The 25,371-nt window shown below is 56.1% G+C and carries 21 protein-coding genes; 12 read left to right on the top strand and 9 right to left on the bottom strand.

The features are described 5' to 3' along the window. Positions 1-719: type I restriction-modification system subunit M (locus VSS37_RS09165; RefSeq protein WP_324694541.1), on the bottom strand; the 719-nt coding region annotated here is incomplete at its 3' end. Positions 720-880: 161 nt separating this feature from the next. On the opposite strand from VSS37_RS09165, the gene purL reads away from it, so the two are divergent. Continuing rightward, complete coding sequence (gene purL, locus VSS37_RS09170; protein WP_324694543.1) at positions 881-4,777, top strand: phosphoribosylformylglycinamidine synthase; 3,897 nt, start codon at positions 881-883, stop codon at positions 4,775-4,777. A gap of 29 nt (positions 4,778-4,806) precedes the next feature. Here the strand turns inward: purL and VSS37_RS09175 are convergent, their stop codons facing one another. Then, positions 4,807-5,391 carry a Uma2 family endonuclease gene (locus tag VSS37_RS09175; RefSeq protein ID WP_324694545.1) on the bottom strand — a complete coding sequence of 195 codons (585 nt, stop codon included), beginning with the start codon at positions 5,389-5,391 and terminating at the stop codon, positions 4,807-4,809. A 64-nt stretch (positions 5,392-5,455) separates the two neighbouring features. Continuing rightward, positions 5,456-7,147, bottom strand: coding sequence for an SWIM zinc finger family protein (locus tag VSS37_RS09180; RefSeq protein WP_324694547.1), 1,692 nt, complete (start codon positions 7,145-7,147; stop codon positions 5,456-5,458). Between the two features lie 130 nt (positions 7,148-7,277). Between VSS37_RS09180 and VSS37_RS09185 the strand changes: the two genes are divergently transcribed. Then, positions 7,278-8,096 carry a DUF3025 domain-containing protein gene (locus VSS37_RS09185; RefSeq protein ID WP_324694549.1) on the top strand — a complete coding sequence of 273 codons (819 nt, stop codon included), beginning with the start codon at positions 7,278-7,280 and terminating at the stop codon, positions 8,094-8,096. On the opposite strand, the gene VSS37_RS09190 is transcribed toward VSS37_RS09185, so the two are convergent. After that, positions 8,080-9,231 (bottom strand): vWA domain-containing protein, encoded by a 1,152-nt coding sequence (locus VSS37_RS09190; RefSeq protein ID WP_324694552.1) that lies wholly within the window; start codon positions 9,229-9,231, stop codon positions 8,080-8,082. The genes VSS37_RS09185 and VSS37_RS09190 overlap by 17 nt on opposite strands. Positions 9,232-9,323: 92 nt before the next feature. Between VSS37_RS09190 and VSS37_RS09195 the strand changes: the two genes are divergently transcribed. The 8 genes from VSS37_RS09195 (at position 9,324) to VSS37_RS09230 (ending at position 15,783) form a co-directional block, all read left to right on the top strand. Further along, positions 9,324-9,833: a DUF5362 family protein gene (locus VSS37_RS09195; RefSeq protein ID WP_324694554.1), complete on the top strand. Its 510-nt coding sequence runs from the start codon at positions 9,324-9,326 to the stop codon at positions 9,831-9,833. A gap of 151 nt (positions 9,834-9,984) precedes the next feature. Beyond that, positions 9,985-11,709 (top strand): type II secretion system ATPase GspE, encoded by a 1,725-nt coding sequence (gene gspE / locus VSS37_RS09200; RefSeq protein ID WP_324694556.1) that lies wholly within the window; start codon positions 9,985-9,987, stop codon positions 11,707-11,709. Then, positions 11,696-12,928: a type II secretion system F family protein gene (locus tag VSS37_RS09205; RefSeq protein WP_324694558.1), complete on the top strand. Its 1,233-nt coding sequence runs from the start codon at positions 11,696-11,698 to the stop codon at positions 12,926-12,928. The genes gspE and VSS37_RS09205 overlap by 14 nt, the downstream gene beginning before the upstream one ends. Positions 12,929-12,991: 63 nt before the next feature. Beyond that, positions 12,992-13,444, top strand: a complete 453-nt coding sequence (gene gspG, locus VSS37_RS09210; protein ID WP_324694560.1) for a type II secretion system major pseudopilin GspG — start codon at positions 12,992-12,994, stop codon at positions 13,442-13,444. Then, entirely contained in the window at positions 13,413-13,865 is a 453-nt protein-coding gene (locus VSS37_RS09215; protein WP_324694562.1) for a GspH/FimT family pseudopilin, read from the top strand. Before gspG ends, VSS37_RS09215 begins: the two co-directional genes overlap by 32 nt. Beyond that, positions 13,849-14,244 (top strand): type II secretion system minor pseudopilin GspI, encoded by a 396-nt coding sequence (gspI, locus tag VSS37_RS09220; protein ID WP_324694563.1) that lies wholly within the window; start codon positions 13,849-13,851, stop codon positions 14,242-14,244. Before VSS37_RS09215 ends, gspI begins: the two co-directional genes overlap by 17 nt. Next, positions 14,241-14,861, top strand: a complete 621-nt coding sequence (locus VSS37_RS09225) for a prepilin-type N-terminal cleavage/methylation domain-containing protein (protein ID WP_324694565.1) — start codon at positions 14,241-14,243, stop codon at positions 14,859-14,861. Before gspI ends, VSS37_RS09225 begins: the two co-directional genes overlap by 4 nt. Then, the gene (locus VSS37_RS09230; RefSeq protein WP_324694566.1) at positions 14,851-15,783 is read left to right on the top strand and encodes a type II secretion system minor pseudopilin; all 933 of its coding nucleotides are present in this window, start codon (positions 14,851-14,853) and stop codon (positions 15,781-15,783) included. The genes VSS37_RS09225 and VSS37_RS09230 overlap by 11 nt, the downstream gene beginning before the upstream one ends. Here VSS37_RS09230 and wecA read toward each other — a convergent pair. Together wecA and VSS37_RS09240 are read right to left on the bottom strand one after the other, a co-directional pair. Continuing rightward, on the bottom strand, positions 15,737-16,843 hold the full coding sequence (gene wecA, locus VSS37_RS09235) for a UDP-N-acetylglucosamine--undecaprenyl-phosphate N-acetylglucosaminephosphotransferase (protein WP_324694568.1): 1,107 nt from the start codon (positions 16,841-16,843) through the stop codon (positions 15,737-15,739). The two genes, VSS37_RS09230 and wecA, sit on opposite strands and share 47 nt — an antisense overlap. A gap of 144 nt (positions 16,844-16,987) precedes the next feature. After that, on the bottom strand, positions 16,988-17,899 hold the full coding sequence (locus tag VSS37_RS09240; protein WP_324694569.1) for a hydrogen peroxide-inducible genes activator: 912 nt from the start codon (positions 17,897-17,899) through the stop codon (positions 16,988-16,990). A gap of 329 nt (positions 17,900-18,228) precedes the next feature. Between VSS37_RS09240 and VSS37_RS09245 the strand changes: the two genes are divergently transcribed. After that, positions 18,229-19,710 carry an oligosaccharide flippase family protein gene (locus VSS37_RS09245; protein WP_324694570.1) on the top strand — a complete coding sequence of 494 codons (1,482 nt, stop codon included), beginning with the start codon at positions 18,229-18,231 and terminating at the stop codon, positions 19,708-19,710. A gap of 13 nt (positions 19,711-19,723) precedes the next feature. Here VSS37_RS09245 and ettA read toward each other — a convergent pair whose 3' ends face one another. After that, positions 19,724-21,388, bottom strand: coding sequence for an energy-dependent translational throttle protein EttA (gene ettA, locus VSS37_RS09250; protein WP_324694572.1), 1,665 nt, complete (start codon positions 21,386-21,388; stop codon positions 19,724-19,726). Between the two features lie 385 nt (positions 21,389-21,773). On the opposite strand from ettA, the gene VSS37_RS09255 reads away from it, so the two are divergent. Beyond that, entirely contained in the window at positions 21,774-22,538 is a 765-nt protein-coding gene (locus VSS37_RS09255; protein WP_324694574.1) for a hypothetical protein, read from the top strand. A 73-nt stretch (positions 22,539-22,611) separates the two neighbouring features. Here the strand turns inward: VSS37_RS09255 and cpsG are convergent, their stop codons facing one another. Continuing rightward, on the bottom strand, positions 22,612-23,979 hold the full coding sequence (gene cpsG, locus VSS37_RS09260) for a phosphomannomutase CpsG (RefSeq protein WP_324694576.1): 1,368 nt from the start codon (positions 23,977-23,979) through the stop codon (positions 22,612-22,614). A gap of 26 nt (positions 23,980-24,005) precedes the next feature. Further along, on the bottom strand, positions 24,006-25,364 hold the full coding sequence (locus VSS37_RS09265; RefSeq protein ID WP_324694578.1) for an exopolysaccharide biosynthesis polyprenyl glycosylphosphotransferase: 1,359 nt from the start codon (positions 25,362-25,364) through the stop codon (positions 24,006-24,008). Positions 25,365-25,371 lie beyond the last annotated feature (7 nt).

Raw genomic sequence — 25,371 nt, forward strand, 5'->3', positions numbered from 1 at the left:
TAGCATTTGATAGCAGCGTTGATGGACTTGATATTGCGGTTTTCTTCCAGAAAATGGCCGGTCTGCACAAACATACCGCCAGAACCGCACGCCGGGTCATGGATAATGCCGTGATCCGGCTGGATCAGGTTCACGATCAGTTGCACCAGTGCGGGTGGGGTGAAGAATTCGCCGCCTTCCTGCGCGCCTGCGCCATCCATGGAAAACTTCATCAGGAAGAATTCGTAAATGCGCCCGAACACATCCCCGGTCAGTTTTTTCACACTGTCCTTGTTGAACACACGGATAAGTTCACGAAGCAAGGCGTCGCCGCGTTCCTGATCACCCATTTCCTGATAGTTTTTGGGCAGAACCCCCGCCAGTTCAGGGTTTTCCGCCTCAATCAGGCGCATCGCTTCGTTGACAGCTGAACTGATGGTTTCACCTTCCGGCAAGTTGGCGAGATACTCATAGCGCGCTGTTTCGGGGATGAAAATGGCACCTTCCGCCTTGAATTGTTCCTTGCCTGACTCTTTGCGGGTGCGCCCCGGCGCGAGTGGCGGTAGGTTTTTCTCGACGCGCTCCCTGGCCTGTTCAAATCGGTTCTGCGCATAGCGCAACAGGATCAAGCCCAGTACCGGGTCTTTATACTCGGCAGCGGTTAGCTTGGAGGTGGCGCGCAGGGTGTTGGCGCTGTCCCACAGTTCGGTTTCCAGTTGTTTGATCTGTTTCTGGTTCAAGGGATGTTTCCGGGGGTAATTCAGGTGAAGGGGGAATGTAAGCATTTGGCGGCGGCTTGCCAACCTTGTTGGGGGGCAATTTGCATAACGGCTGTTCTATAACCTGACGCGGCTTTCGGCTATCATACCCTCTTGATGAACTGCCCAGTTGGTTGAACCCTATGCTGATCCTCCCCGGTAGTGTTGCCCTCTCTGACTCCCGCTGTCTCAAACTGTTAAACGCATTGCAGGCCGCCGTCCCCACGGTCACTGGCCTGCAAGCCGAATATACCCATTTTGTGCGCACATCACGCGAACTGAGCGCAGAGGAGCACGCCCGCCTGCAAACCTTGCTGACCTATGAGGAACGCCAGGGCAGCCATGATTTCAGTGGGACGTTGTTGCTGGTCACGCCGCGTGCCGGGACGATTTCGCCGTGGTCGAGCAAGGCGACCGACATCGCCCACAATTGCGGCCTGACCATGGTGGAACGGATTGAGCGTGGCGTCGCTTATGATGTCCAGGCCAGTGCAACGCTTTCCGATGCGGAACGCGGCCAGCTCGCCGGGCTGCTGCATGACCGGATGACGGAAATGGTGCTGGCCGACATGCAGGACGCCGTGGTGCTGTTCAGTGAGGCCGAGCCCGCGCCGCTGCGTCATGTGGACATTTCCGGCGATGCAGTGGCGGCGTTGCAGCAGGCCAACCTGGAGTGGGGGCTGGCGCTTTCCCCGGACGAAATCGACTATCTGGCTGAAAATTATGCCGAACTGGGGCGCAACCCGACTGACGTGGAACTGATGATGTTCGCGCAGGCCAACTCGGAACATTGCCGCCACAAGATTTTCAACGCGGCCTGGATCATTGATGGCCATGAACAGCCCAAGTCGCTGTTCGGCATGATCCGCAACACCTACCAGCATGCGCCGGAAGGCATCTTGTCCGCCTACAAGGACAACGCTTCGGTCATTGAAGGGCCGTTGGCGACCCGCTTCCTGACGGATGTGAAGACGGGTGAATACCACTACACCAATGAGCCGGTGCATATCCTGATGAAGGTGGAAACCCACAACCATCCGACTGCGATTTCACCATTCCCCGGCGCTGCGACCGGCTCTGGCGGCGAAATCCGCGACGAAGGCGCCACCGGCAACGGCTCCAAGCCCAAGGCCGGGCTGTGCGGTTTCTCGGTGTCCAACCTGCGCATCCCGGGTTACGAACAGCCGTGGGAGCACGATTTCGGCAAACCAGACCGGATTGTGTCCGCCCTTGGCATCATGATCGACGGGCCGATTGGCGCCGCGGCTTTCAACAATGAATTTGGCCGCCCCAATATTGCAGGTTATTTCCGCACCTTTGAAATGCAGGCTCCCGGCGCGAAAGGGCTGGAGCTGCGCGGTTACCACAAGCCGATCATGATTGCAGGCGGCCTGGGCAATATCCGTGAAGGCAATATTGAAAAGCAGCCATTGCCGGAGGGGACGCCGCTGGTGGTGCTGGGCGGCCCGGTGATGCTGATCGGCCTTGGCGGTGGGGCGGCATCCTCGATGGCCAGCGGCTCGAGTGCGGAAAACCTCGATTTCGCCTCCGTGCAGCGCGGCAACCCGGAAATGCAGCGCCGTTGCCAGGAAGTCATTGACCGTTGTGTGGCGCTGGGCGCTGACAACCCGATCCTGTCCATCCATGACGTGGGCGCGGGCGGCATTTCCAACGCCATCCCTGAAATCATCAACGACGCCGGGCGCGGCGGGCGGATTGAGCTGCGCACCGTGCCCAACGACGAGCCGGGCATGTCGCCGATGGAAATCTGGAGCAATGAATCGCAGGAACGCTACGTGCTGGCGGTCGCCGAAGAGCGCCTGGACGCCTTCCGTGAGCTGTGCGAGCGTGAACGCGCCATCTATGCGGTGGTTGGCACGGCGACCAAGGAACAGCAGCTCCTGGTCGGGGATTCCCTGTTCGACAATAACCCGGTCGACCTGCCCATGAATGTGCTGTTGGGCAAGCCGCCGAAAATGCTGCGCGATGTGCGCCATCAGACCTTCCACAAGCCGGAACTTGACCTCAGCCAGATTGGGCTGGCCGACGCCATTGAGCGCGTGCTGCGCTTGCCGACGGTGGCGTCCAAGTCTTTCCTCATCACCATTGGCGACCGCACGGTGACGGGCATGGTGGCGCGCGACCAGATGGTGGGGCCGTGGCAGGTGCCGGTGGCGGATGTGGCGGTGACCGCCGCCGATTACGCCTCGAATTATGGTGAGGCAATGGCGATGGGCGAGCGCACACCGGTGGCGCTGGTGAATCCGGCGGCCTCCGGGCGGATGGCGATTGGCGAAGCCATCACCAATCTTGCGGCGGCGGATATTGCCGACATCCGCCACATCCGCTTGTCCGCCAACTGGATGGCGGCGGCGGGTTATCCGGGGGAAGACGCCGCCTTGTTTGACACGGTGAAGGCGGTGGGCGAAGACCTGTGTCCGCGCCTGGGCCTCGCCATTCCGGTGGGCAAGGACTCCCTGTCGATGAAAACCGTCTGGCGGCAGCATGACGAAGACCGTGAAATGGCGGCACCGTTGTCGCTGATCGTGTCGGCTTTTGCGCCAGTGCAGGACATCCGCAAGACCCTGACCCCGCAACTGTGCACCGATCAGGGCGATACGGATCTGATCCTGGTTGACCTGGGCAAGGGCAAAAACCGTCTGGCGGCGTCCGCGCTGGCGCAGGTGTACGGGCAGGTCGGGCATTACGCGCCTGATCTGGATAACCCGGATGCGCTCAAGGCGTTTTTCGGCGTTATCCAGGAGTTGCGCACTGAAGGCCTGATCCTGGCCTACCATGACCGTTCTGACGGCGGGTTGCTGGCGACCTTGGCGGAAATGAGCTTCGCCGGGCATGTCGGCCTCACCGCCCGCATTGGCCTGCTGGACGATGCATTGCTGCCTGCGCTGTTCAGTGAGGAACTGGGGGCGGTGCTGCAAGTGCGCCACTGCGATACGGATGCGGTGCTGGAGGCTTTCCGTGAGGCCGGGCTGGCGCATTGCGCCCATGTCATCGGTGAACTCAACGACAGCGATGAACTGGTGCTGACCTTCGCCCATGAAGAGGCCTACCGTGCTCCCCGCGCCCGCTTGCAGAAAATCTGGGCGGAAACCAGCTACCGGATGCAGGCGTTGCGTGACAATGCCGATTGCGCCGCCCAGGAGTTTGAACGCCTGGATGACGTGCGCGACCCTGGATTGCCGTTCAGCCTCAGCTACGAGCCGGATGCGGATGTGGCCGCGCCTTATATCAGGACGGGCGTGCGCCCTGCGGTGGCGATCCTGCGCGAACAGGGCGTCAATGGCCAGGTGGAAATGGCGGCCGCTTTTGACCGCGCCGGTTTCAAGGCGGTTGACGTGCACATGACCGACCTTATCAGCGGGCGCGTCAACCTCCGGGATTTCAAGGGGCTGGCGGCTTGCGGCGGCTTTTCTTATGGCGATGTGCTGGGGGCGGGCGGCGGTTGGGCGAAAACCATCCTGATGAACCCACTGGTCAGCGATGAGTTCGCCGCTTTCTTTGCCCGTGGCGATTCCTTCGGGCTGGGGGTGTGCAACGGTTGCCAGATGTTCTCGCAATTGCGCGGCATGATTCCGGGCGCGGCGCACTGGCCGCGTTTCTACCGCAACCGTTCCGAACAGTTTGAGGCGCGCTACGCGGCGGTGGAGGTGCTGAAATCGCCGTCGCTGTTCCTGCAAGGGATGGAAGGCTCACGCCTGCCGATCGCCGTTGCGCATGGCGAAGGCCGCGCGGTGTTTGATGTTGGCGTCAATCCGGCGGATGTGCTGGCGGAAGGGCTGGTCGGGTTGCGTTACATCGGCAATTCCGGCGAGGCCACCGAGCATTATCCGGAAAACCCGAACGGTTCGCCGCTGGGGATTACCGGCGTGACCACGGCTGATGGGCGCTTCACCATCATGATGCCGCATCCTGAGCGGCTGTTCCGCGCCGTGCAGCATTCGTGGAAACCGGCGGGCGCACTGGGTGAGGACGGCGCATGGCTGCGGATGTTCCGGAATGCGCGGGTGTGGGTTGGCTGAATGCTTAAGTTAGGCGATATTGTTGCGCTTTAATTATGGCCATTTAAATTGACGCCAAAATAGACCGTTTGCAGGCTTAGTGTCATATCAAGGCAGGGCAGGCTGATTTCATCCTTCAGCCTGTCAAACTGATGCAAATCCCAGCCGCCTTCAGCATTGCGGGTCAGCATGTCCACCAGCGGTTTGTCCTGCGCCACGATCAGGTAGGCTTGCAGTGAAGGGATCGTTTGATAAGCCAGCGCCTTTTCCAGGTAGTCCTTGCGGATGGTGGAGTCGGATGAGACTTCGACGATCAGGCAGGGTTTTTCCAGATAATATTCGTCCGCGTTGTCGTCTTCTGCACAACCCACCACCACATCTGGGTAGTAATAGGTTTTGCGCTGCGTGGAGGCGCGGACTTTCAGATCCCCCATGAACGCCTCACATTGGCCGCCGCTGTTATCCATGAAAGCACGGTAGCAATTGCCTGCAATGCGGTTGTGCCGCTTGCTTGCGCCCGCCATCGAGTAAATTCGTCCGTCTATGTATTCATGGCGTTCTTCGGCAAATTTCTCCCCTTCCAGATATTCTGCTTCGGTAATGTAATGGTCTTCTTGCTGTTTTGTCACGGACATGGGCGTGGCCTCCCGCTCTTGCTTTGACAAAGCATAACATCCGGCGGAAAGCTCGGGAATTTGCTCATGTCTTAAACACCTTGGTGAACATTTCCAGCATGGCTTTGCGCGTCTTGTAGCGGGTGCGGAAATCTGCCACCAGGTTGTTCGCCATGTTTTGGCCATTGGGCATCTTGGCCAGGATTTTCAGGTCGTTGACCGTCTGTTCATAGGCATGCCGTCCGGTGTTGTTGCGGAGGTAGTCGCAAATCTGGCTGGCGTAGGCGACAGTAATTTCCTGCGGGAAAGCGGTCGCCAGCAGTTGCGCATATTTTTTGAATAATGTGTGGGTTTGTCCTGGTATGGGCGCGGGCTGGGTGACCAGGGCGTACAGGGCCGGGAGGTCGTTTTCTTCCTCCAGCAGGTTGGCACGGGCAGGGTCAAAGCCGCGCGCGGCGGGGATCATGGCGTACAGGCGCTGGCGGACTTCTGGCCATTCATCTGGGGAATAGGCGGCCTTTAGCTGGCGATAGTATTCCAGTGAAAACTGATTGTTCTGGAACAGCCATTCCAGTTCGCTGCGGATGGCGGGCGGTTCATTGAGCTGGTAGGCAATTTCCAGCAAGCGGACACGCCAGCGGTTGAGGATGCCGGGAAGGCTTTGCTGTTCAGCCAGCCTGACGCCTTCCAGCAGCAACTGGCGGGCTTTGGCGAAATCTTTGGTGTCAATGGCCTGTTGGACTGCCGTATCCCGGAAATCAGGGATTTCCAGGTGGGCGGATGTCAGCGTGTCCAGCTCATCCTGCCTGCCCCAGGCTTTGAGCAATTTCAGTTGCAGGCGTAACAGGTAATCCCGTCCCCAGCCGATGGGGGTTGCCCTGATCTGCTGGTCAAGCACCTGCAAATAAGCATCCTGATAGGCGCGGTTGTCCGCCGTCCAGGTTTCCAGCAGCTCGGTGAAAATGCCTTCCAGCCCATATTCGCTGTATTGCTTGTCAAAACTGGCAGCGAGCACTTGCTGGAACAGTTGCTCTTGGCGTTCGGCGGGCAGCAGGCGGTAGGGTTTGGCGAGAATGGCTTTAACACCATACATCAGGTCGCCGAGCCCGCCATCCGAGTCGTCAATCTGGTTGGCGATGTCCGCAATGCTGCGGGCGATGGCAAAGCCCGCGTCGATGCTACCGGCAGGTTCAAGGGGTGACTGTTGCAGCGTGTCCAGCAGTTCCTGCGCTTCGTCCACGAAGTTGTTTGCCTCTTCATAGTCAATGAAGCCGTGCTGGAAATGACGGCGTGCCAGATGGCTGAACATTTGCTGGTATTGTTTGGCGATATTTTCCCCGCCGGAAACAACTGGCTGGAAGCGCAGCAGGAATTTGTCCAACAGGGCGCGGTCGCCATGCAATTGCTGGCGGATGTAGGCTTCCAAGTCTTCGCGTTTGATGGTTTTCAGTGTCTGGTCAAGCTGTTCGCGTTTGCTGGGGGCGCTGGCGGCTGTAGCCTGGCCCGTGGCGGATGTTTGCCGACGGGCGCGGATATTGAGCAGGGTCGCCACCACATGTTTGCAAACCGGGCCGTAATCATACGGGCAGGAGCATGACCAGTCAGTCACTGTGTCGCCATCCAACTGGATTTCCACGTCGTAAGTCTCGGTGCCTTCAACGTAGGCTTGCCAGAATTCAGGTTCGGTTTCTTCCAAATCCAGGACAAAGGCGGTATAGCCTTGACCCCGTTGCAGGATGGCGTGGTCAACAGATGTTTCCAGATTGTTCAGTTTCATGGCGCGCCAAGGGAGGTGGTTCAATTCTGAGTGATTGTAGCGGATGCGGAGGGCTTCTGTGTGTTCCGGGTCTGCCTGCCGCCAGCATTTGCGTTAAACTCACCCTCATTTTGGGTGGTGGCGAGAGGCGATGGCCGATTTCTGGAATCCTGTTTTTGACAGTCTGCATCCCTGCTTCCGGCAGTTGCAAAATATCCGTTGTTGGCAGGAACAGGCGGAATGGCCTGAGGTTGAAATGCTGACCCGTTTGCTGCCCGCTGGTTTATGCGCGCAGTCCGGCCAACCGATCCGTTTTTTGCCGCAGGATGGGACTTTGCCGTTTCCGGAACTTTACTACGAAGAGCGGATTTTTCAGCACGGCATCGTCGCCACCCGTCCCAACTGGCATGATTTCTTCAATGCGTTGATGTGGGCGCTGTATCCGCAAACCAAGGTGATGGTCAATGCGCTGCATGCCACCGACATCATGCGGCATGGCCAGCCGCGCACTTCGCAGCGGGATGCGCTGACGGTGTTGGATGAAAGCGGCGTGGTGGTCGCCGCCAGCCGCCGCGACCTGTTGCAACTGGCGCTGGATTTCAGTTGGGAAGCCCTTTTTTGGCAAGAGCGCGCTGCATGGCGGCGGGAAATCGCTTGCTTTGTCCTGGGTCACGCCACCTTGGAGAAGCTGCTCACGCCGTATGTCGGCCTGACCGCGCATGCTTTGTTGGTGGCGGTGGAACCGGCGTTTTTTGGTTTGGCGCTGGCGCAGCAACAGGCGTATCTGGATGGGGTGATGGCCGCCAGCCTGCAACAAGGCGGGTTGCTTTCACCTGCGGGGCTTAATCCGTTCCCGCTCTTGGGCGTGCCTGGTTGGTGGGCTAATGATGCACCGGCGTTTTATCACAATGAGCGTTATTTCCGGGCGAAGACGCGTGAACGGAAGGCGCAAATTATTGCAGCGTACTGAACTGGAATGTATGGCTGGTTTCGGCGTCGGCGGTGACTTCCAGGCGTGCTTCCTGGGTTTCTTTGCCAAAACTGGCCTTGATGCGGTAAGAGCCGATTGGCAAGGTGTCGCTGATTTTGGATTTGAACAGGTGGCCGGAGAGGTAGTCGTCAGCGGGCGAGTACAGTGTGAAATTGGCGTCCACCGCCTGTTGCTGGGAGCCTTGCGCCTCCAGTAGCAATGTGCCCATTGGGCCTAAGTCGAAATGCTGGTCGATGGTTTGCCCTGGATTGATATGGATGGTTTTGACTTGTTTGATGGTTTTCCAAAGCATGCTGACCTGATAGTCACCGGGGGGGAGGGGCTGGCTGGCTTCGGTGCGGGCGGTAAACTCGGTGATGTAATCGCCATCGCCGCTGTAGATCAGGAAACTGGCGGGCAGGTTTGTCTCGTGGCCATTGGCTCCAGCACTCAGGCGCAGGATGCCTGATGTCTTGTCGGGCGGCGTGGCATGGGTTTGTTCCGTTGTTTGGAGGGTTTGCCGAAGCTGTCCGGCGAATTGCCCTGCATCCTGAATCCTGGCGAAGCGTCCGCCGCTGGTTTCCGCCAAGCAGCGCAGGCTGCTGTTTTCTGTGTCCTGTAAGGAAAGGACATGGATGTGGATGTCGGGATGCGTCGTTTTCAGGTGTTCGGCTGTGGCGCAGGGGTCGCCGCCGCAGCTTTCCGGGCCGTCACTGACCAGCAGGATGTCGCCAGACCCATCCAGCAGATTGGCGGCCTGTCCCAACGCAGCGCTGATAGGGGAGCGCCCGTAAGGTGCAATGCTGTTGATTTTTTGCGACAGGGCGGGCGCATCCATTTCACCAGGGCTGGCGATCACATTGATGTCGTTGCAAGCTGATTTGCGGTGGTTGCCATAAGTCACCAAGCCAATGGCGCTTGTTTCTGGTTGTTGCATCAGCAGGGTATGCAGCCCGTTACGCGCCAGGACTATTTTGTGTGTGTCACCCGCTTTCCCCCACATGCTGTTGGATGCGTCCAGCACGATGACCAGTCCGGTTGGTTCCGCTGCCAGCGGATGCACAGGTGTTGCCCCCGCCATGATGGCGATGACGAAACTGATGGTTTTCAGTATTTTGGAGAGTCCGCTGTCCATGCCAGCAGCGTAATATGCCTTGGCGAAGAAAGTATGTTTTTGCTGGCGTTTAATGCTAAATTGGGCGTTTTTTACGATAAAAGGAAAACAAAATGGGCGTTCAAGATGCTTTTATCCCTCCACGTTCCGCTGTCCAGGATGTTGCAGGCGGCAGCGGTGCAATGACCGACAACATTGTTGCTGCATTGCGTAAAACCCGGCCATGGGTGTTGTTTTTATCCATTATGGGGTTTATTGGCGCGGCCTTCATGGCGTTGGCATCCATTCCCATGCTGATGGGCAGCGCACTGATGGGCAATATGGAGGGCGCGCAGGCCGAACTGGGCATTTACGGGACAGGCATGATGGTGGGAATGGGCGTGATGTATTTGCTGATGGCCCTGGTTTATTTCATGGCGTCGCTGTACCTGCTACGTTACGCAGGCTCGATCAAACGCGCAGTCACATCACTGGATGTGGCGGATCTGGAAACGGCGCTGGGGCAACAGGCAAGCTTTTGGAAACTGGCAGGAATTATGGCGTTGGTGTTCTTGGTGCTGATGGTTGTCATGATGGTGGTTGGTATCGGCGGCGCTATTTTCATGGGTGGTCGCGGTATGTAATTTTCTGACCGTTCAAGGGGAAACTGCTTGCATGTTTCCCCTCTATCCACCATTCTTGTTGAGGATTAAGGGTCTTGTGGGCTAATAAACATCAAGACTAATCTTAAGCGCCACAGAGCGTGTAACCTAACAATAATAAAGATAATAACTCATGCAGGTTGCAACATCCGCTGCGCCAGCCACAATGTTTGGTGAAAGGCTGGTCAAATTAGGCAAACTGAAACCCGCTGATCTTGAGCGTGCATTGCGTGCGCAAACCGAGATCCGCCAGCCGCTGGGCAGTGTGCTGGTTCGTCTGGGTATGCTGACCGAACAGGAAGTGGCGTTCGTGCTGTCACGCCATTTGAATGTGCGGTTGGCGTTGACGAATGACTACCCCTCCATTCCGGTTGAAAACCCCGGCATTGCCATCAACTACATGCGTACCGCTGAAATTGTTCCGGTGCAGACGGGAGAGGAACGTCTGGTGGTCGCCATGTCCAACCCACAGGATCCTTTTGCCCGGCAAGCCATTGGCATGGCCAGTGGCAAACTGGTTGAACCGCTGCTGGGGTTGCCCAGTGAAATCCGCGCCAATATCGAGCGTCTGTATGGTGGTGAAGCTGACAAAAAAGAGGTTGGCGAGGATGAGTTCGAGATCAGCAGCCATAATGATAATTTGGATGACATCGAACATTTGAAGGATATGGCCAGTGAGGCTCCGGTTATCCGCTTGGTCAACCAGATCATGACCAATGCCATGAGCCAGCGGGCTTCCGATATTCACATCGAGCCGTTTGAAAGCCATCTGAAGGTGCGTTACCGCATTGACGGCGTGATCCATGAAGTGGATTCACCGCCGCCGCAGCTGACTTCTGCCATTATTTCCCGGCTCAAGCTGATGGCGCGGCTGAACATCGCCGAGCGCCGCCTGCCGCAGGATGGCCGTATCCAGTTGCGCGCGCAGGGCAAGGAAATCGACATGCGTGTGTCCACCGTGCCAACCATGCATGGCGAGAGCGTGGTCATGCGCCTGCTTGACAAGCACAGCGTCAAACTGGATCTGCAAACCCTGGGGTTTTCCGACGACAACTTGCAAAAACTCCAGCAACAACTGGAAGCGCCGCATGGCGTTATTCTGGTCACAGGGCCGACCGGCTCCGGTAAAACCACCACCTTGTATTCCGCCCTGACCCAATTGAACACGCCGGAAAACAAGATTTTGACCGTGGAAGACCCGGTGGAATACGAGTTGGAGGGCATCAACCAGATCCAGGCCAATCCGAAAATCGGCCTGACCTTTGCTGACGCTTTGCGCTCCATTGTCCGTCAGGACCCGGATGTGATCATGATCGGTGAGATGCGCGATGTGGAAACTGCGCGTATTGCCATCCAGTCCGCCCTGACCGGCCACTTGGTGCTGTCCACCTTGCACACCAACGACGCCGCCAGTGGCATCACCCGCCTGTTGGACATGGGGATTGAAGATTACCTGCTCACCTCGACCGTCAACGGCATTCTTGCCCAACGTTTGGTGCGGCGCTTGTGCCCGCAGTGCCGTGAGCCGCATCCGGTGCTGCCGGAAATTGAGGAAGAGCTTGGGCTGCGCCGTTACCAGCCGGATGGCGAGTTGCGGTTGTGGCGTGCCAAAGGATGCAACGCTTGCAGCAATAGTGGCTACAAGGGCCGTAGCGCCATTCACGAAATCCTGGTGATGGATGACCCGATCCGCCGCCTGATCCTCAAGCATGAAGACGCTGGCGTGTTGCAGGAACAGGCGCGCAAGGGTGGCATGCGCACCATGTACGAAGACGGCCTGCTCAAGGCCTTGAAAGGCGTGACCACCTTGGATGAAGTGCTGCGGGTAGCGGAGGAAACCCCGAATGGCAGCGTATAGTTATAAGGCCATTACCCCTGGCGGTGTGGCCAAGGAAGGCGTGATGGAGGCGGCCAGCGAAGCGCTGGTGGTGGAAAGCCTGCATGCGCAAGGGTTGATCCCTGTCAAAATCCAGGCGGGGAAATCCGCTGTGGGTGGTGGTAAGGGCTCTGCTGCCAAAAAATCCGTCGGGTTGTTCGGCGGCAAAAAGGTTGCCCAAGAAGACATTATGGCGTTGACCCAGCAGATGTCCACCATGCTCAAGGCTGGGTTGCCGCTGGACCGTGCGCTCGGCATCCTGCTGGAAATCAGCGACAAACCGGCGGTGCAGACGCTGGTGCAGGGCATCCAGAACCAAATCCGCAGCGGCAAACGCTTTGCTGACGCGCTGGATGAAAGCGGCAAGTTCTCACGTTTCTACGTCAATATGGTGCGGGCGGGCGAAGCGGGCGGTTCCATTGATGATGCGCTTGGCCGTCTGGTCGACTACATGACGCGGGCGAAGGAATTGCGCGGCACAGTGATTTCCGCCCTGATTTATCCGGCCATCCTCGCGTTTGTGGCGGTGGTGTCGATCATTGCGCTGCTGACATTTGTGGTGCCGCAGTTTGCGCAGATGTTCCAGGATATGGGCGGCGAACTGCCGACCATCACCCGAGTGGTGATGACGGCGGCGGATACCTTGCAGCATTACTGGTGGGCGGTGCTGGGTGGCTTCCTGCTGGTGCTGATGCTGCTGCAATACGTCCTGACCAATGAAAAGGCGCGCGCTGGCCTTGACCGCAGCATGTTGCGCTGGCCGATTGTCGGCGGCCTGATCGGCAAGATTGAGACCGCGCGTTTTTCCCGCAGCCTGGGAACCTTGCTGCACAACGGCGTCCCGCTATTGGGCGCATTGAAAATTGCCAAGAATACGATCAGCAACCGGGTCATGGCGGCGGCGGTGGAGGAATCCGCCGACAGCCTTAAGCAGGGCGAAAGCCTGACCCGGACATTATTGGGCAAAGGCGTGTTTCCCCCATACGCCTTGCACATGTTGCGCGTCGGAGAGGAAACCGGGCGTATGGAAGATCTGCTAAGGGAAGTGGCAGACATTTACGATGATGAAGTCAAAACTGCCGTGAAACAGATGTTGGCGCTGCTGGAGCCGCTGCTGATTCTGGTGATGGCGCTCGCCATTTTGGTGATTATTGGCTCGGTGCTGTTGCCGATGATCAATATGGCCGATCTGGTGAAGTAGGAATCCCCAATTTCGATAACACAATAAAAGCTAACCAAAATAGCTAATAACAAGGAGCTAATAATGCAACACAAACCCCAAAGTGAACGACTGTCCAACCCACAACGCGGCTTCAGCCTGATTGAGCTGATGATCGTGCTGGTCATTCTCGGCCTGATTGCCGGGATTGTTGGCCCGCAAGCCCTGAAATACCTCGGCAAGGGCAAGACCCAATCCGCCAAGGTGCAGATTGAAAACATCAGCGCAGCCCTGGACATGTACCGCCTGGAAGTTGGCAGTTACCCAACTTCGGCGGATGGGCTCAAGGCGCTGGTGACCCAGCCTTCCAATGCGCGTGGCTGGAATGGCCCCTACCTGAAAAAAGGCGAAGTGCCCAAGGATCCATGGAACAACGATTACCAGTACAAACGTCCTGGCAGCAACAGCCAGCCATATGACCTGATGTCTTTCGGCGCGGATGGTGCCGCCGGTGGTGAAGGCGAAGATGCAGACATTACGCTCTGGAAACAGCAATAGTGGCTTCACCCTGCTGGAACTCATGATCGTATTGGTTCTGGCGGGCTTGTTGATGGGGGTGGTGGCGACTTCCTTGAGCGAAGGCCCCGTGCTGCGTAAAAGCAGCCGGGAAGTCGCCGCCAGCCTGCGTCATGCCCGCGCCCAGGCGATCATGCGCCAGCAGCCGGTCTTGTGGAAAATGAACATCAAGGACAAGCGTTTCTGGATTGAGGGCGGGGCGGACAATGCCGAACGCACGTTCAGCAGTGCTATCGAGGCCAAAATCAACACCACCTCTTCGGAAGTGAGTTCCGCCGACCAAGGCGGCATCCGCTTCTTTCCTGATGGCGGCTCCACCGGCGGGTCGGTGGAGCTGACCTACAAGCAACAGGCCTACAAGGTCAATGTCGAATGGGTGACGGGGCGTGTTTCAATCCAGTAAAGGTTTTTCCCTGCTTGAAGTGCTGGTCGCTTTTGTGGTGATGGGGCTGGTGGTCGGTGTCATCCTGCAACTGTTCGGTTCCTCCATGCGCGGTGTGGCGCTGTCAGATGAATACAGTTTTGCCGTGCAGGTGGCCGAGTCCCGCATGGCGGCTGTTGGCCGCGAGATTCCGGTGGAAGAGGGGGATACCAGCGGCGAGGAAAAAGGCTCCGGCTACCGCTGGGAAGTCAGGATGGAGCCAATCAAGCTGGATGACAAGCAGGAAAAGCTTTCCATCCCGTTGCAACTTTATCAGGTGGATGTCGCCGTAACCTGGAAGACGGGTGAGAAAGCGCGGGAATTCCATTTGTCCTCTTTGCGTTTTGGGAAAGAAAAATGAAGCAGCGTGGCTTTACCTTGCTGGAAATGCTGATTTCATTTGCGCTGGTCTCCTTATTGTTTCTGGCCCTGTTTGCGGCTTTCAACACCATCGGGCGCGGTTGGGATGCGGCGGACGCCCGCATCAACAAAACCGAGGACATGCGCCTGATCACCGATTTTCTGCGTCGTCAACTGAGCCAGGCGATGGTGGTGAAGATTAAAGGGAAAAAGGACGACGCGCCGGTTTATGCGTTTGAAGGCTCCTCTTCCTCCCTGCGTTACGCCGCGCCATTACAACCCTTGCAGCATCAGGGTGGGGTATTCCTGATCGAACTGGATATTGTCAGCGGCAAGCAGGGCAAGGCATTGCAGATGCTGTATGCCCCTTACCGGCCTGAGCTGACCTGGGATGATGCGTTCAAGGACGCCGAACCGGTCTTGGTGTTCGATGGGTTGAAAGATGCCGCATTTGCATACTTCGGTGCAGAAGAGGCGAATCAGGATCCGCAATGGGAGTCTGAATGGGAAGAACAGCCAACCTATCCGCTGCTGCTGAAATTGTCGTTGGCGGATGCGGAACGGCCGTGGCCGGACATGCTGATCGATTTGCCGCAGGTGAGTGATTATGAAAAATAAATTGTCCCCCTATCCTTGGCCTTACCTGCGGGGTGGCATGGGTCGGCAAGCGGGTGTGGCGATGGTGGTGGTGCTGTGGATGATCATGGTGATGATGGCGTTGGCGGCCAGTTTGGTGTACGCCACCCGCACCGAAACCAGCATGGTGGATTACGCCCGCCGCACTGCCATGGCCCGGGCTATCGCCGAAGCTGCCACCCATTATGCGGTCATGCAACTTTTCCTGCCCAACAAGGAGCGGGATCTCAAGTTGGGAGGGACGCCACTGCTGTGGAGTTACGACGGCGCAAAAGTCGAAATCCGGGTGGTCGGCGAGAATGGTTTGATCGACATCAATTACGCCAGCCGCCCATTGTTGCAGGCAATCCTGAAGCAGGTCGGCCTGAATGACGAAGCCAACGAGCGGATGTTGGATATTCTGGAAGATTTCCGGGATGTGGATGACCTGCGTCGCCTCAATGGTGCCGAGGACAAGGATTATGAGCGTGCTGGTTTGCCATTCGGTGCCAAGGATGCCCCGTTTGAGCGGATTGAGGAGTTGCAGCAGGTGATGGGGATGACGCCAGAGCTTTATCAGTCGCTGACCCGTTTCCTGACAGTCAATTCCGGCGCAACCGGGATCAATCCGATGTTGGCTCCCCGCCAAACCCTGCTGTTGCTGGCGGAAGGGGATGCGGCGAAGGTTGATGCCTATATGCAGAAGCGGGAGGAGTCGGAAGGGGAATATGTGCAGCCGGATTTTGGTGGGCCATTTTTGGATTCCAGTCAGCAGCCGCTGTACCGGATGCAGATCAGGGTTTATACAGACGAAACCGCCCCCCCGTATTTTGAGGAGCGGTCAGTCCGGTTGGCACCCGGTAAAATGCCACCTTTCATCAATTATTTCCGTATCTTGCAAGAATCTTCCGAGCAGTTTGGGTGACGGGCTGTTCTTTAAACCAGCGGCGCAAGCTGTCTTTTTCAGCTTTTGCAACAGGGGCCAACAGTAACAGGTACGCCAGGAACGTCAGCAGGAAGGCGTAAAACATCAGGCTTGCATTGATTTGCAGGTGCTCTGACACAACGCCCACACTTGCAAGTGCAAACGCCAATGTGCTCATGGTGACCAGCGTGGCGGATTTGCTCAAGCCGATTTCCATCAGCAGGTGGTGCAGGTGATCACGGCCAGCGGCAAAGGGGGAACGGCCTTCGCGCAGACGGTGCAGGATCACACGCACCATATCCATGATCGGCAGCGCAATCAGCCACAACGCTGTCACCGGACGGAATGCTTGGGCGCTAGGGTCTTGTGTGCCTTGGATCAACAACCAGCTAATGGTCAGGCCAATCAACATGGAGCCTGCATCCCCCATGAAAATTTTCTGTTTGAAAGGCGGCAACACCAAGTTGTTGAGCAGGTAAGGGATCAGGGCGGCGATGAAGACGACACAGACGCCCAATTCCGCCGTATGGGCAGGCAGGTTGAACAACATAACCAAGCTTAATAGTGAACCCATGGCGACTGAGCCTAATAGCCCGTCAATGCCATCAATCATATTGAACGCATTGATGACGCCTAGCACGATGATGACGGTGAACGGGTAGCTGAATAGGCCAAGATCAATTTCGCCAAGACCCAGCAGGTTGCCAAGGTTTTGCAGTGACAAGCCAGAGCCGAGGCACAACGCCAGTGTGAGGAGGGTTTGCATGGCGATGCGCAGTTTGACAGAGAGGTCTTCCGCATCATCCGCAACGCCCAGCAACACGATGCCAAGGGCGCAGAGCAGCCAAGTGCTGACGGCTGGATTGGCGGGCAGGATAAACAGGGTGGCGACGGATACGCCAGCGAATATTGACATTCCACCGATCAGCGGAACGGCTCCCGTATGCTGTTTTCTGCCTTTGGGGATGTCGAGCAGATGGGCGCGGCGCGCTACAGGCTTGAGCAGATAAAGTGCAATCCATGTCACGCACAGGCTTGTTATCAAGGATATTGTAAGCATGTTGTCCTCGTGGTTTGTTGTCTTCCTGAGGACTTTTTTATGCTATGCCGATGAGGTTTGCTTATCCGGCCAGTTTCAAACGAATGATAAGACCGATTAGTGGAAAATGCCTTGTCAAAAAAGCCGATGGACGGAAAGCTGGTTTTATGCTGCGGCGGATAACTTTAACCAAGTGGTCTTGATGAATTCACCCAATTGCATGAATTCGGTTTCGCGGGCGCTGCCGCGCCGCCAAGCCAAACCAATTTCGCGGTAGCTTTCTTCCGGTAGGGGCCATATTTTTACATGCGTGCCAGCCAGCAATGCAGAGCCTTTGACCATTTCCGGCAGATAAGAAATCCCCAAGTCCGAGTCCAACATTTGCACCAGTGTCAATAGGCTGCTGGCGGTAAAGCGGCTGACTTTGTCCATATCCTGTAGGTGGCAGGCGGACAGCGCATGGTCGCGCAGGCAGTGGCCATCCTCCAGCAGCAAAATGCTTTCCGGGTTCAGCTCGTCGAAAATATAGCGGCGGGGACGGGTATGTTGGGTGTCCTCACGGCAGGCAAGGAAAAAACTGTCATGAAACAATGGCAGGATTTCGACATTACGCAGTGAATAGGGCAAGGCGAGGATGATCAGGTCAAGTTCGCCACTCATCAGCTTTTCGTAAATGCGTTGGGTGACGTCTTCAGTCAGATACAAGCGCAGATGCGGGAATTGCTGGCGCAGGGATGGCAGGACTGACGGCAACAGGAACGGGGCGATGGTGGGGATGACGCCGACCCGGAGTTCGCCCGTCAATGGCGCATGGTTGCTGCGCGCCAGTTCCACCAAGTTTTCGATGTCGCGCAAGCAGCGGCGGGCTTCAGCAGCAATCTGGCGGCCGATATGGGTGACGGTGACATTCTTGTTGGTGCGGTCGACCAGTTGCACCTCGAGGATGGTTTCCAATTCGCGGATGGCGGTGCTGAACGCAGATTGCGAGACAAAACAGGCTTCGGCCGCTTTGCCAAAGTGTTCATGGCTTTCCAACGCAATAAAATAACGTAACTGCTTCACCGTAGGCAGGTTCATGGCATGGTAACCTCGGGGTGTATCGTTTTTCGACTTACCGCAAGAATAATATTCTATTTTCTGTATGGATGTAAAAAACCTTTTGCGCCGTAACGCCATTCGTCGGCAGGATGCTTGCGATTGTTCGGGAGCAGGGCACGGGTTCTTTACGGATTCAATTAACATAATTTCAGAAGATAAATTAGCGGTTTCCATACTTTACTTATAAATAAAATCGCTCCAATCAATAACTCTCATTTATTAAATGTTTTGTATTTTTCTTTAAGTTAATCCCCGGATAAAGGGGAGCTGGTTCTGTGCGCACGCATGATGCGGAAAGTTGAGGTCAAATGAAAAATGTACAAAGGAATGTCGTTTTTAGCGTTGTGGGGTATGCCCTGCCATTGCTTGCGGCTTTGGCGACCATTCCATTTATGGTCAGTAAGTTGGGAACGGAGTTCTACGGTTTGTATGTCATCTGCGTATCCCTGATTGGTTTCATGACGCTTGTCGATCTGGGGGTTGGGCAGTCAATCATCAAATATGTCGCGGCCTATGAGGCGACTGGCCAGCAGGCAAAAGTCGCGCCAGTCCTGAATGTGTCGCTGTTGGTTTATGTGGCGCTGGGCGCAGTCAGCGTTGTTCTCCTTTATGCGCTGGCCCCAATGCTGGCGGCACATTTGTATGGTGACCCATACAAACAAATGCTGGCGCAAAAGGTCTTGCGTATCACCACCCTGCCGTTGTTTTTCAGCTACCTTAACCAGTTTTACCTGAATGTATGCAAGGCGTACCACCGTTTTGACGTACCGGCAGTGATCCATAACCTGGGCAATCTGGGCGGGATTGCGGTGGCGACAGCCCTGTTGCTGGCGGACTTTTCTTTGGTTGGGGTCATGTGGGGCTACGTGGCTGTCCAGGCTCTGGCGTTGGCCAGCGGTTATATTGCCAGCCACAAGGTTTTACCGGCGGGAATTCATCCCTATCCGGTGTTTGACCGGGTTATTTTTGATGAAATTGTCTCGTTTAGTTTTTATACATTCATGGGGAATTTTTTCAGTTCCCTGACAACCCGGGCTGACAAGCTGCTGATCGGCCTGGTGATAGGGACTGAAGCGGTCACTTACTACCAAATACCTTTCACCATTGCCCAAATGGCCAATGGCATTATCCATACCCTGGCGCAGATTGCCTTTCCCCGTTTTAGCGAGATGTCCAGCCTGAATGACAAAGAGGGATTGTTGGCCTTATACCGGAAAGTGAGTGAGGCCATGTTCCTGATCAGCATGGTGCTGGCGGTCATGATGATTACAGTGGGCGGCGATTTCCTGGGGTTATGGATTTCCCCAGAGTTTGCGGCGAAGGCTGGCCCCACCTTGCAGATCATTGCGGCGTACTTTTTCCTGCACTCGAATACGGTTGCGGGCTACTGGGTGTTGCAAGGCAGCGGTCAGGCGAAGCTGACGGCCTTAATTGGCATGGTTGGAATGACTGCCTACTTTATTGGGATTTATTATCTCGGCGGAAAATACAGTTACAACGGGGTGGCGTTTGCGCTATTTCTGTTGCTGTCAGCAGTCCCGCTGCAATATATGTGGATAAATCGTTACATTGGCCATTCATGTATAAATTATCTTGCACAAGTGTTGATGTTTGGATTATTGGGTTATGGCTTGGTGTGTGGGCTGGAATTGTTCAATCAGCAACTGAACAATAGCCTGTTGGAAATCATCGCCGATGCGGTTTTGATGTTGCTTATGTTGGCATTTGGGTTATGGATAATCCTGGGGGGAGGCAAGGCAGGAAGCGGGAAAACCGGCCTTCCTGCCTGAAACGGGCTGTTTTTTAGCTTTTGAGGCGTTTGTACTTGATCCGCTGCGGATGCAGTTCATTGCCGTGGCGGCGTTTGTAATCTTCTTCGTAGTCGCTGTAGTTGCCTTCAAACCAGGTCGCCTGCGACTCGCCTTCAAACGCGAGGATGTGGGTGGCGATACGGTCCAGGAACCAGCGGTCATGCGAGATCACCACCGCGCAGCCAGGGAAGTTGAGCAGCGCTTCTTCCAACGCGCGCAAGGTTTCCACATCGAGGTCGTTGGTCGGTTCGTCAAGCAGCAGCAGGTTGCCGCCGGACTTGAGCAGCTTGGCCAGATGCACCCGGTTGCGTTCACCGCCGGACAAATCGCCGATGCGTTTCTGCTGGGAGTCGCCCTTGAAGTTGAAGCGGCCAACATAGGCGCGTGACTGAATTTGATAACCGCCCACCGTCATGATGTCATGCCCGTCCGCAATTTCCTGGAAGACCGTCTTGTTCGGGTCAAGGTCGTCGCGGGACTGGTCGACATAGGCGATCTTGACGGTTTCACCCACACGGAACGCGCCGGAATCAGGCTGTTCCTGCCCGGTGATCATGCGGAACAGGGTGGTCTTGCCCGCGCCGTTGGGGCCGATAATGCCGACGATGCCGCCCTTGGGCAGGTTGAAGCTGAGGTTGTCGTACAGCAGGCGGTCGCCGAAGGATTTGCTGATGCCTTGCGCCTCAATCACCAGGTCGCCAAGGCGCGGGCCGGGGGCGATGTAGATTTCGTTGGTTTCGGCGCGTTTCTGGTAATCGCTGGATGACAGTTCCTCAAAACGCTGCATGCGCGCCTTGCTTTTGGCTTGGCGGCCTTTGGGGTTGGAACGCACCCAGTCGAGCTCCTCCTTCATCGCCTTCAGGCGGCCTTGTTCGGATTTCTTTTCCTGCTCCAGACGGCGTTCTTTCTGGTCCAGCCAGGAAGAGTAATTGCCTTCCCATGGAATGCCCTGCCCACGGTCAAGCTCCAAAATCCAGCCCGCCACATTGTCGAGGAAGTAACGGTCATGGGTGACAGCGACCACGGTGCCGGGGAATTCCTTCAGGAAACGCTCCAACCAGGCGACGGATTCGGCGTCGAGGTGGTTGGTTGGTTCGTCGAGGATCAGCATGTCGGGGGAGGACAGCAGCAGGCGGCACAGGGCGACGCGGCGGCGCTCACCACCGGAGAGCTTGCTGACATCAGCGTCCCAGGGCGGCAGGCGCAGGGCGTCGGCGGCGATTTCCAGGGTGTGGTCCAGATTATGGGCGTCAGCGGCTTGCAGGATATTTTCCAGGCGCGCCTGTTCGGCGGCGAGGGCGTCGAAATCGGCGTCCGGGTCGGCGTAGGCGGCGTAGACCTCATCCAGGCGGGCTTGTGCATCCTTGATGACGCTTAAACCCTCCTCCACATTGCCGCGCACATCCTTGTCCGGGTTCAGTTGCGGTTCCTGCGGCAGGTAGCCGATATTGATGCCGGGCTGCGGACGGGCTTCGCCCACAATGTCGGCGTCGATCCCCGCCATGATGCGCAGCAGGGTGGATTTGCCCGCGCCGTTATAGCCGAGCACCCCGATCTTGGCGCCGGGGAAAAAATTCAGGTAAATGTCCTTGAGGACGAAGCGGTTCGGCGGGACAACCTTGCCGACACCGTTCATGGTGTAAATGTATTGCGCCATTCAATGCTCCATAAGCAAAGGCAAAGAAAAGTGGGATTATGCCGCAGATAAACTGGATATTCTATTCGTAGTCAATATTTGTCGGGCGTTTATTGTACATTTATGGCGAAAATATTTATTGTGTTAATTTTTATTGGCAACTTGCTGATTACTGTATTAGGGTAAATTAAAGGGCGGTTACTCCAATATCTCATTATCTATTTATAAAAATATAAGGTGCATAATCACGCTTTCTATAAAATATTTCACAGTTTTATATAAGGCAACCATGGAATTTTAATCTGTAATTATGTTTTTATTTTTTTGATTAGGGGAGGTCTATTTGACGAGAATCGTTTATCGATAACTGGTTAGGTTTGTTATTGCTTCCAGGAGGGTATTTGCCATGTCTGCGTATATTAACAAAACAGTGTTGTTTCTTGTCATTGCATTGCTGTCAGCACCTGTTATGGCGGTTGATTTCGATTATAAAGGTTTTGGTGGGTGGCGCACCTATGCACAAGATGGTGTTACGCCATTGCCTGATGGCAGTGGGGATCGGGGGTTCGCCATTGATCCGGTTGCTTCGCTGGCAGACTGTAAATATGCATGTGGGAATGATCCCATGTGCCAAGGCGTTGAATTTGTCGATTTTGGGGATGGCCACAACATTTGTGAAATCCACTATGACAAGTTTGCAAAATGTGATGTTGCTGGAGGGACAACGACCAGGGCTGGTTGGGATGGCTGTTGGGTCAGGAAAGCCACAACCTGCCCATCACAACACTGGGGTAAAGTGACGTTCAGCCTTAAAGACAAGTCGCCAGTACGTGTTGATAATGGTTATCTTGAGATTGATCCATTGAATAGCAGTAGCCCGGTTTTCGAAGTCTATACCGATGCTGATTGTCGCATACGGTTTAAATCAGAAGAAAATGGCATGTATGTGAAGACAGTGGGTGGGCATCTGAAAGCTGAAGTGAGTTATTTGAATGATGCAACTTACTATGATGTTGCGGAGAATGCTGATACAACCTATTCAATGCAGGACAGTGATTCTAAATACTGGGTTGGATTCACTACCTTGAGTGATGTGTCTATTTATGCTATTGAGCCAACAAAGAATGCGGCTGACAATGATTTCATTGTGAAGATCATTGAATGGAAATAGATGGTTGTTGATTTTTGTTGATTTTTGTTGATGGTTGGGTGGGCGAATGTATTTATTCGCCCACCTGTATTGTTCAAGATAACAGGCCGCTAACTATATTGACCTGTTCCTGCACCAGCGCCGGGTTTCGCCGTGATTCCACATTCAAACGCAGCACTGGCTCGGTATTGGAGCCGCGCAGGTTGAAACGCCAGTCGGCAAATTCCATGCTCAGGCCATCGGTGGTGTCGGTCACCAGCGGCTGCTGCGCCGCGAAGTGTTCGCGCACCTTGGCGATGCAGGCTTTGACATCGGCGACGTGGAAGTTGATTTCACCGCTGCACGGATAAGCCTGGATGCGTTCGTCCACCAGTGTGGACAGCGGTTTGCCCTTGACGCTCATCAGTTGCGCCACCAGCAGCCACGGGATCATGCCGCTGTCGCAGTAGGCGAAGTCGCGGAAATAATGGTGGGCGCTCATTTCACCACCGTAGATGGCGTCTTCCAAGCGCATCCGCTCCTTGATGAAGGCGTGGCCGGTCTTGGACTGGATCGGTTCGCCGCCCGCCGCTTGCACCACGTCGATGGTGTTCCAGGTCAGGCGCGGGTCGTGGATGATCTTGGCGCCCGGATGCTGTTGCAGGAAGGCTTCCGCCAGCAGGCCGACGATGTAATAGCCTTCGATGAATTCGCCTTGCTCATCAAACAGGAAGCAGCGGTCGAAATCGCCATCCCAGGCGATGCCCATGTCGGCGTTATGCTCCAGCACTGCATTGCGGGTGTCGGCGCGGTTTTCCGGCAGCAGCGGATTGGGGATGCCGTGCGGGAATGTCCCATCCGGGTCGTTATGCACCTTGATGAAGGTGACGGGGACTTGCAGGCGCTGGAATTCGGCTTCCAACGCGTCGACCACATGGCCTGCGGCGCCGTTGCCCGCATTCACCACCAGTTTCAGCGGCTTGAGGGACGGCAGGCCGATGTAGCCGAGCAAGTGTTGCACATAAGCCGCCAGCGTGGATTGCTGGGCCAATGTCCCGCGCTGGCTGACGGGCGGGAAGCTGTTGGTTTCCGCCATGCGCTGGATGTCCTTCAGGCCGGTGTCGCCGCTGATCGGCCTGGAGCCTTCGCGCACCAGCTTCATGCCGTTGTAATCCATCGGGTTGTGGCTGGCCGTGACTTCAATGCCGCCATCCACGCCCAGATGGAAGGTGGCGAAATAGATTTCCTCCGTGCCGGTCATGCCGATGTCGATGACATCCACGCCCGCATCCTGCAAGCCGTTGGCCAGCGCCAGCTTGAGCCCTGCGGAGGTCAGGCGCACGTCGCCGCCAACCACGACTTGGCCGCTGCCGCCCACGAATGCGCCATAGGCGCGCCCGATGCGGTAGGCGATGTCTTCGTTCAGTTCTTCACCCAGTTTCCCCCGGATGTCATAAGCCTTGAAACAGGTTAATGTTTGCATGATGTGTGTCTCTTGATTGTTGTGTGTCAATAACTGCCCTTTCTCAACAGCACGGCCACGATGGTCTTGGTCAGGATGATCAAGTCCAGTTCCACCGACCAGTTGCGCACATACCAGACATCCAGTTGCACGCGCTCGGCATAGCTCAGTTCATTGCGCCCGCTGACTTGCCACAAGCCGGTGATGCCGGGCCTGACCTGCGTGTAATAGTCGATATATTCACCATAGGCAACAATTTCTTCCTCGATGATGGGCCGTGGGCCCACCAGCGACATTTGCCCGCGCAGCACATTGACCAGTTGCGGCAGTTCGTCCAGCGAAGTGCGGCGCAGGAAACTGCCGATGCGGGTGATGCGCGGGTCATTCTTCAGTTTGCGGTCGCGCTCCCATTCTTCACGGGCGGCGGGGTCGGATTCAAGGATTTTTTCCAGTTGCCGGTCGGCGTCGACCCGCATGGTGCGGAACTTGTAAATCTTGAATGGCTTGCCGTCCAGGCCGATGCGTTTTTGTTTGAAGATGGGTTTGCCATCCGTCGCCTTCCATACCCAGACGTACACGCCAAACAGGAAGGGTGCCAGCGCCAGCGTCAGGGCGAGTGCCAGCACAAAATCGGACAGGTGTTTGAAGGCCCGGTCACTATCGCTCAACAAATTGTTGCGGACAAAGAAAATCAGGCCTTTCTGGTTGATTGAGTTGAACACTTCCGCATTGAACATCGGCGATGAGGTCATGCGCGGCACCAGCAGTATCCGCTTGACCTTATGCTGGATCTGGTCCATCAGGTGAAACATGTGCTCCATGCCGGTGTTTTCCAGCATGATGATGGTGGCGAAGAAATGTTCGTTCTCCAGTGCCTTGGAAACCGCCACCTGCAAGCCTTCGGGCGAGTGGTGGTTGAGGTTAAGGGTCTGCCCAATATCGAAGCCAAACGGGTTGTCAACGGCCAGCCATTGCTGGGCGTCCGTGCAGGCTTCCTCGTCACAAATCAGCAGCACCCGTTCCCGCAGCAGGGGATGTTGGAGGAAGCGCCGTTTCAGGTAGTAAATCCAAATGGGCAGCAACAGGTTCAGGCTGAAAAAGGTCAGGATGATCATGCGTGAATACTGGTCTGCCTGTTTGAGCATGGACAGCAGGGCGAAATTGATCACCACAGCGAAGAGGTTGCCTTTGATGATCAGCCAGGTTTCCGAGGTCGTCACCATGCGTCGGGTGAGCAAGCGCAAGTAAAAGAAAATCAGCAGATAGACCATGATCTGCCACAGGTATTTGCTGGTGGGGTGGGCGTAAATGTCCGGCAACAGCCATTCCGCCAGACCGCGTGCCAGCAGCAGGTTCAGCACTAACAGCAGGGTGTACAGGGTCAGCTTGAACAGGGTATATTTCATGATTTAG

The sequence above is a fragment of the Candidatus Thiothrix phosphatis genome, assembly GCF_035668035.1.
Classification (GTDB): domain Bacteria; phylum Pseudomonadota; class Gammaproteobacteria; order Thiotrichales; family Thiotrichaceae; genus Thiothrix; species Thiothrix phosphatis.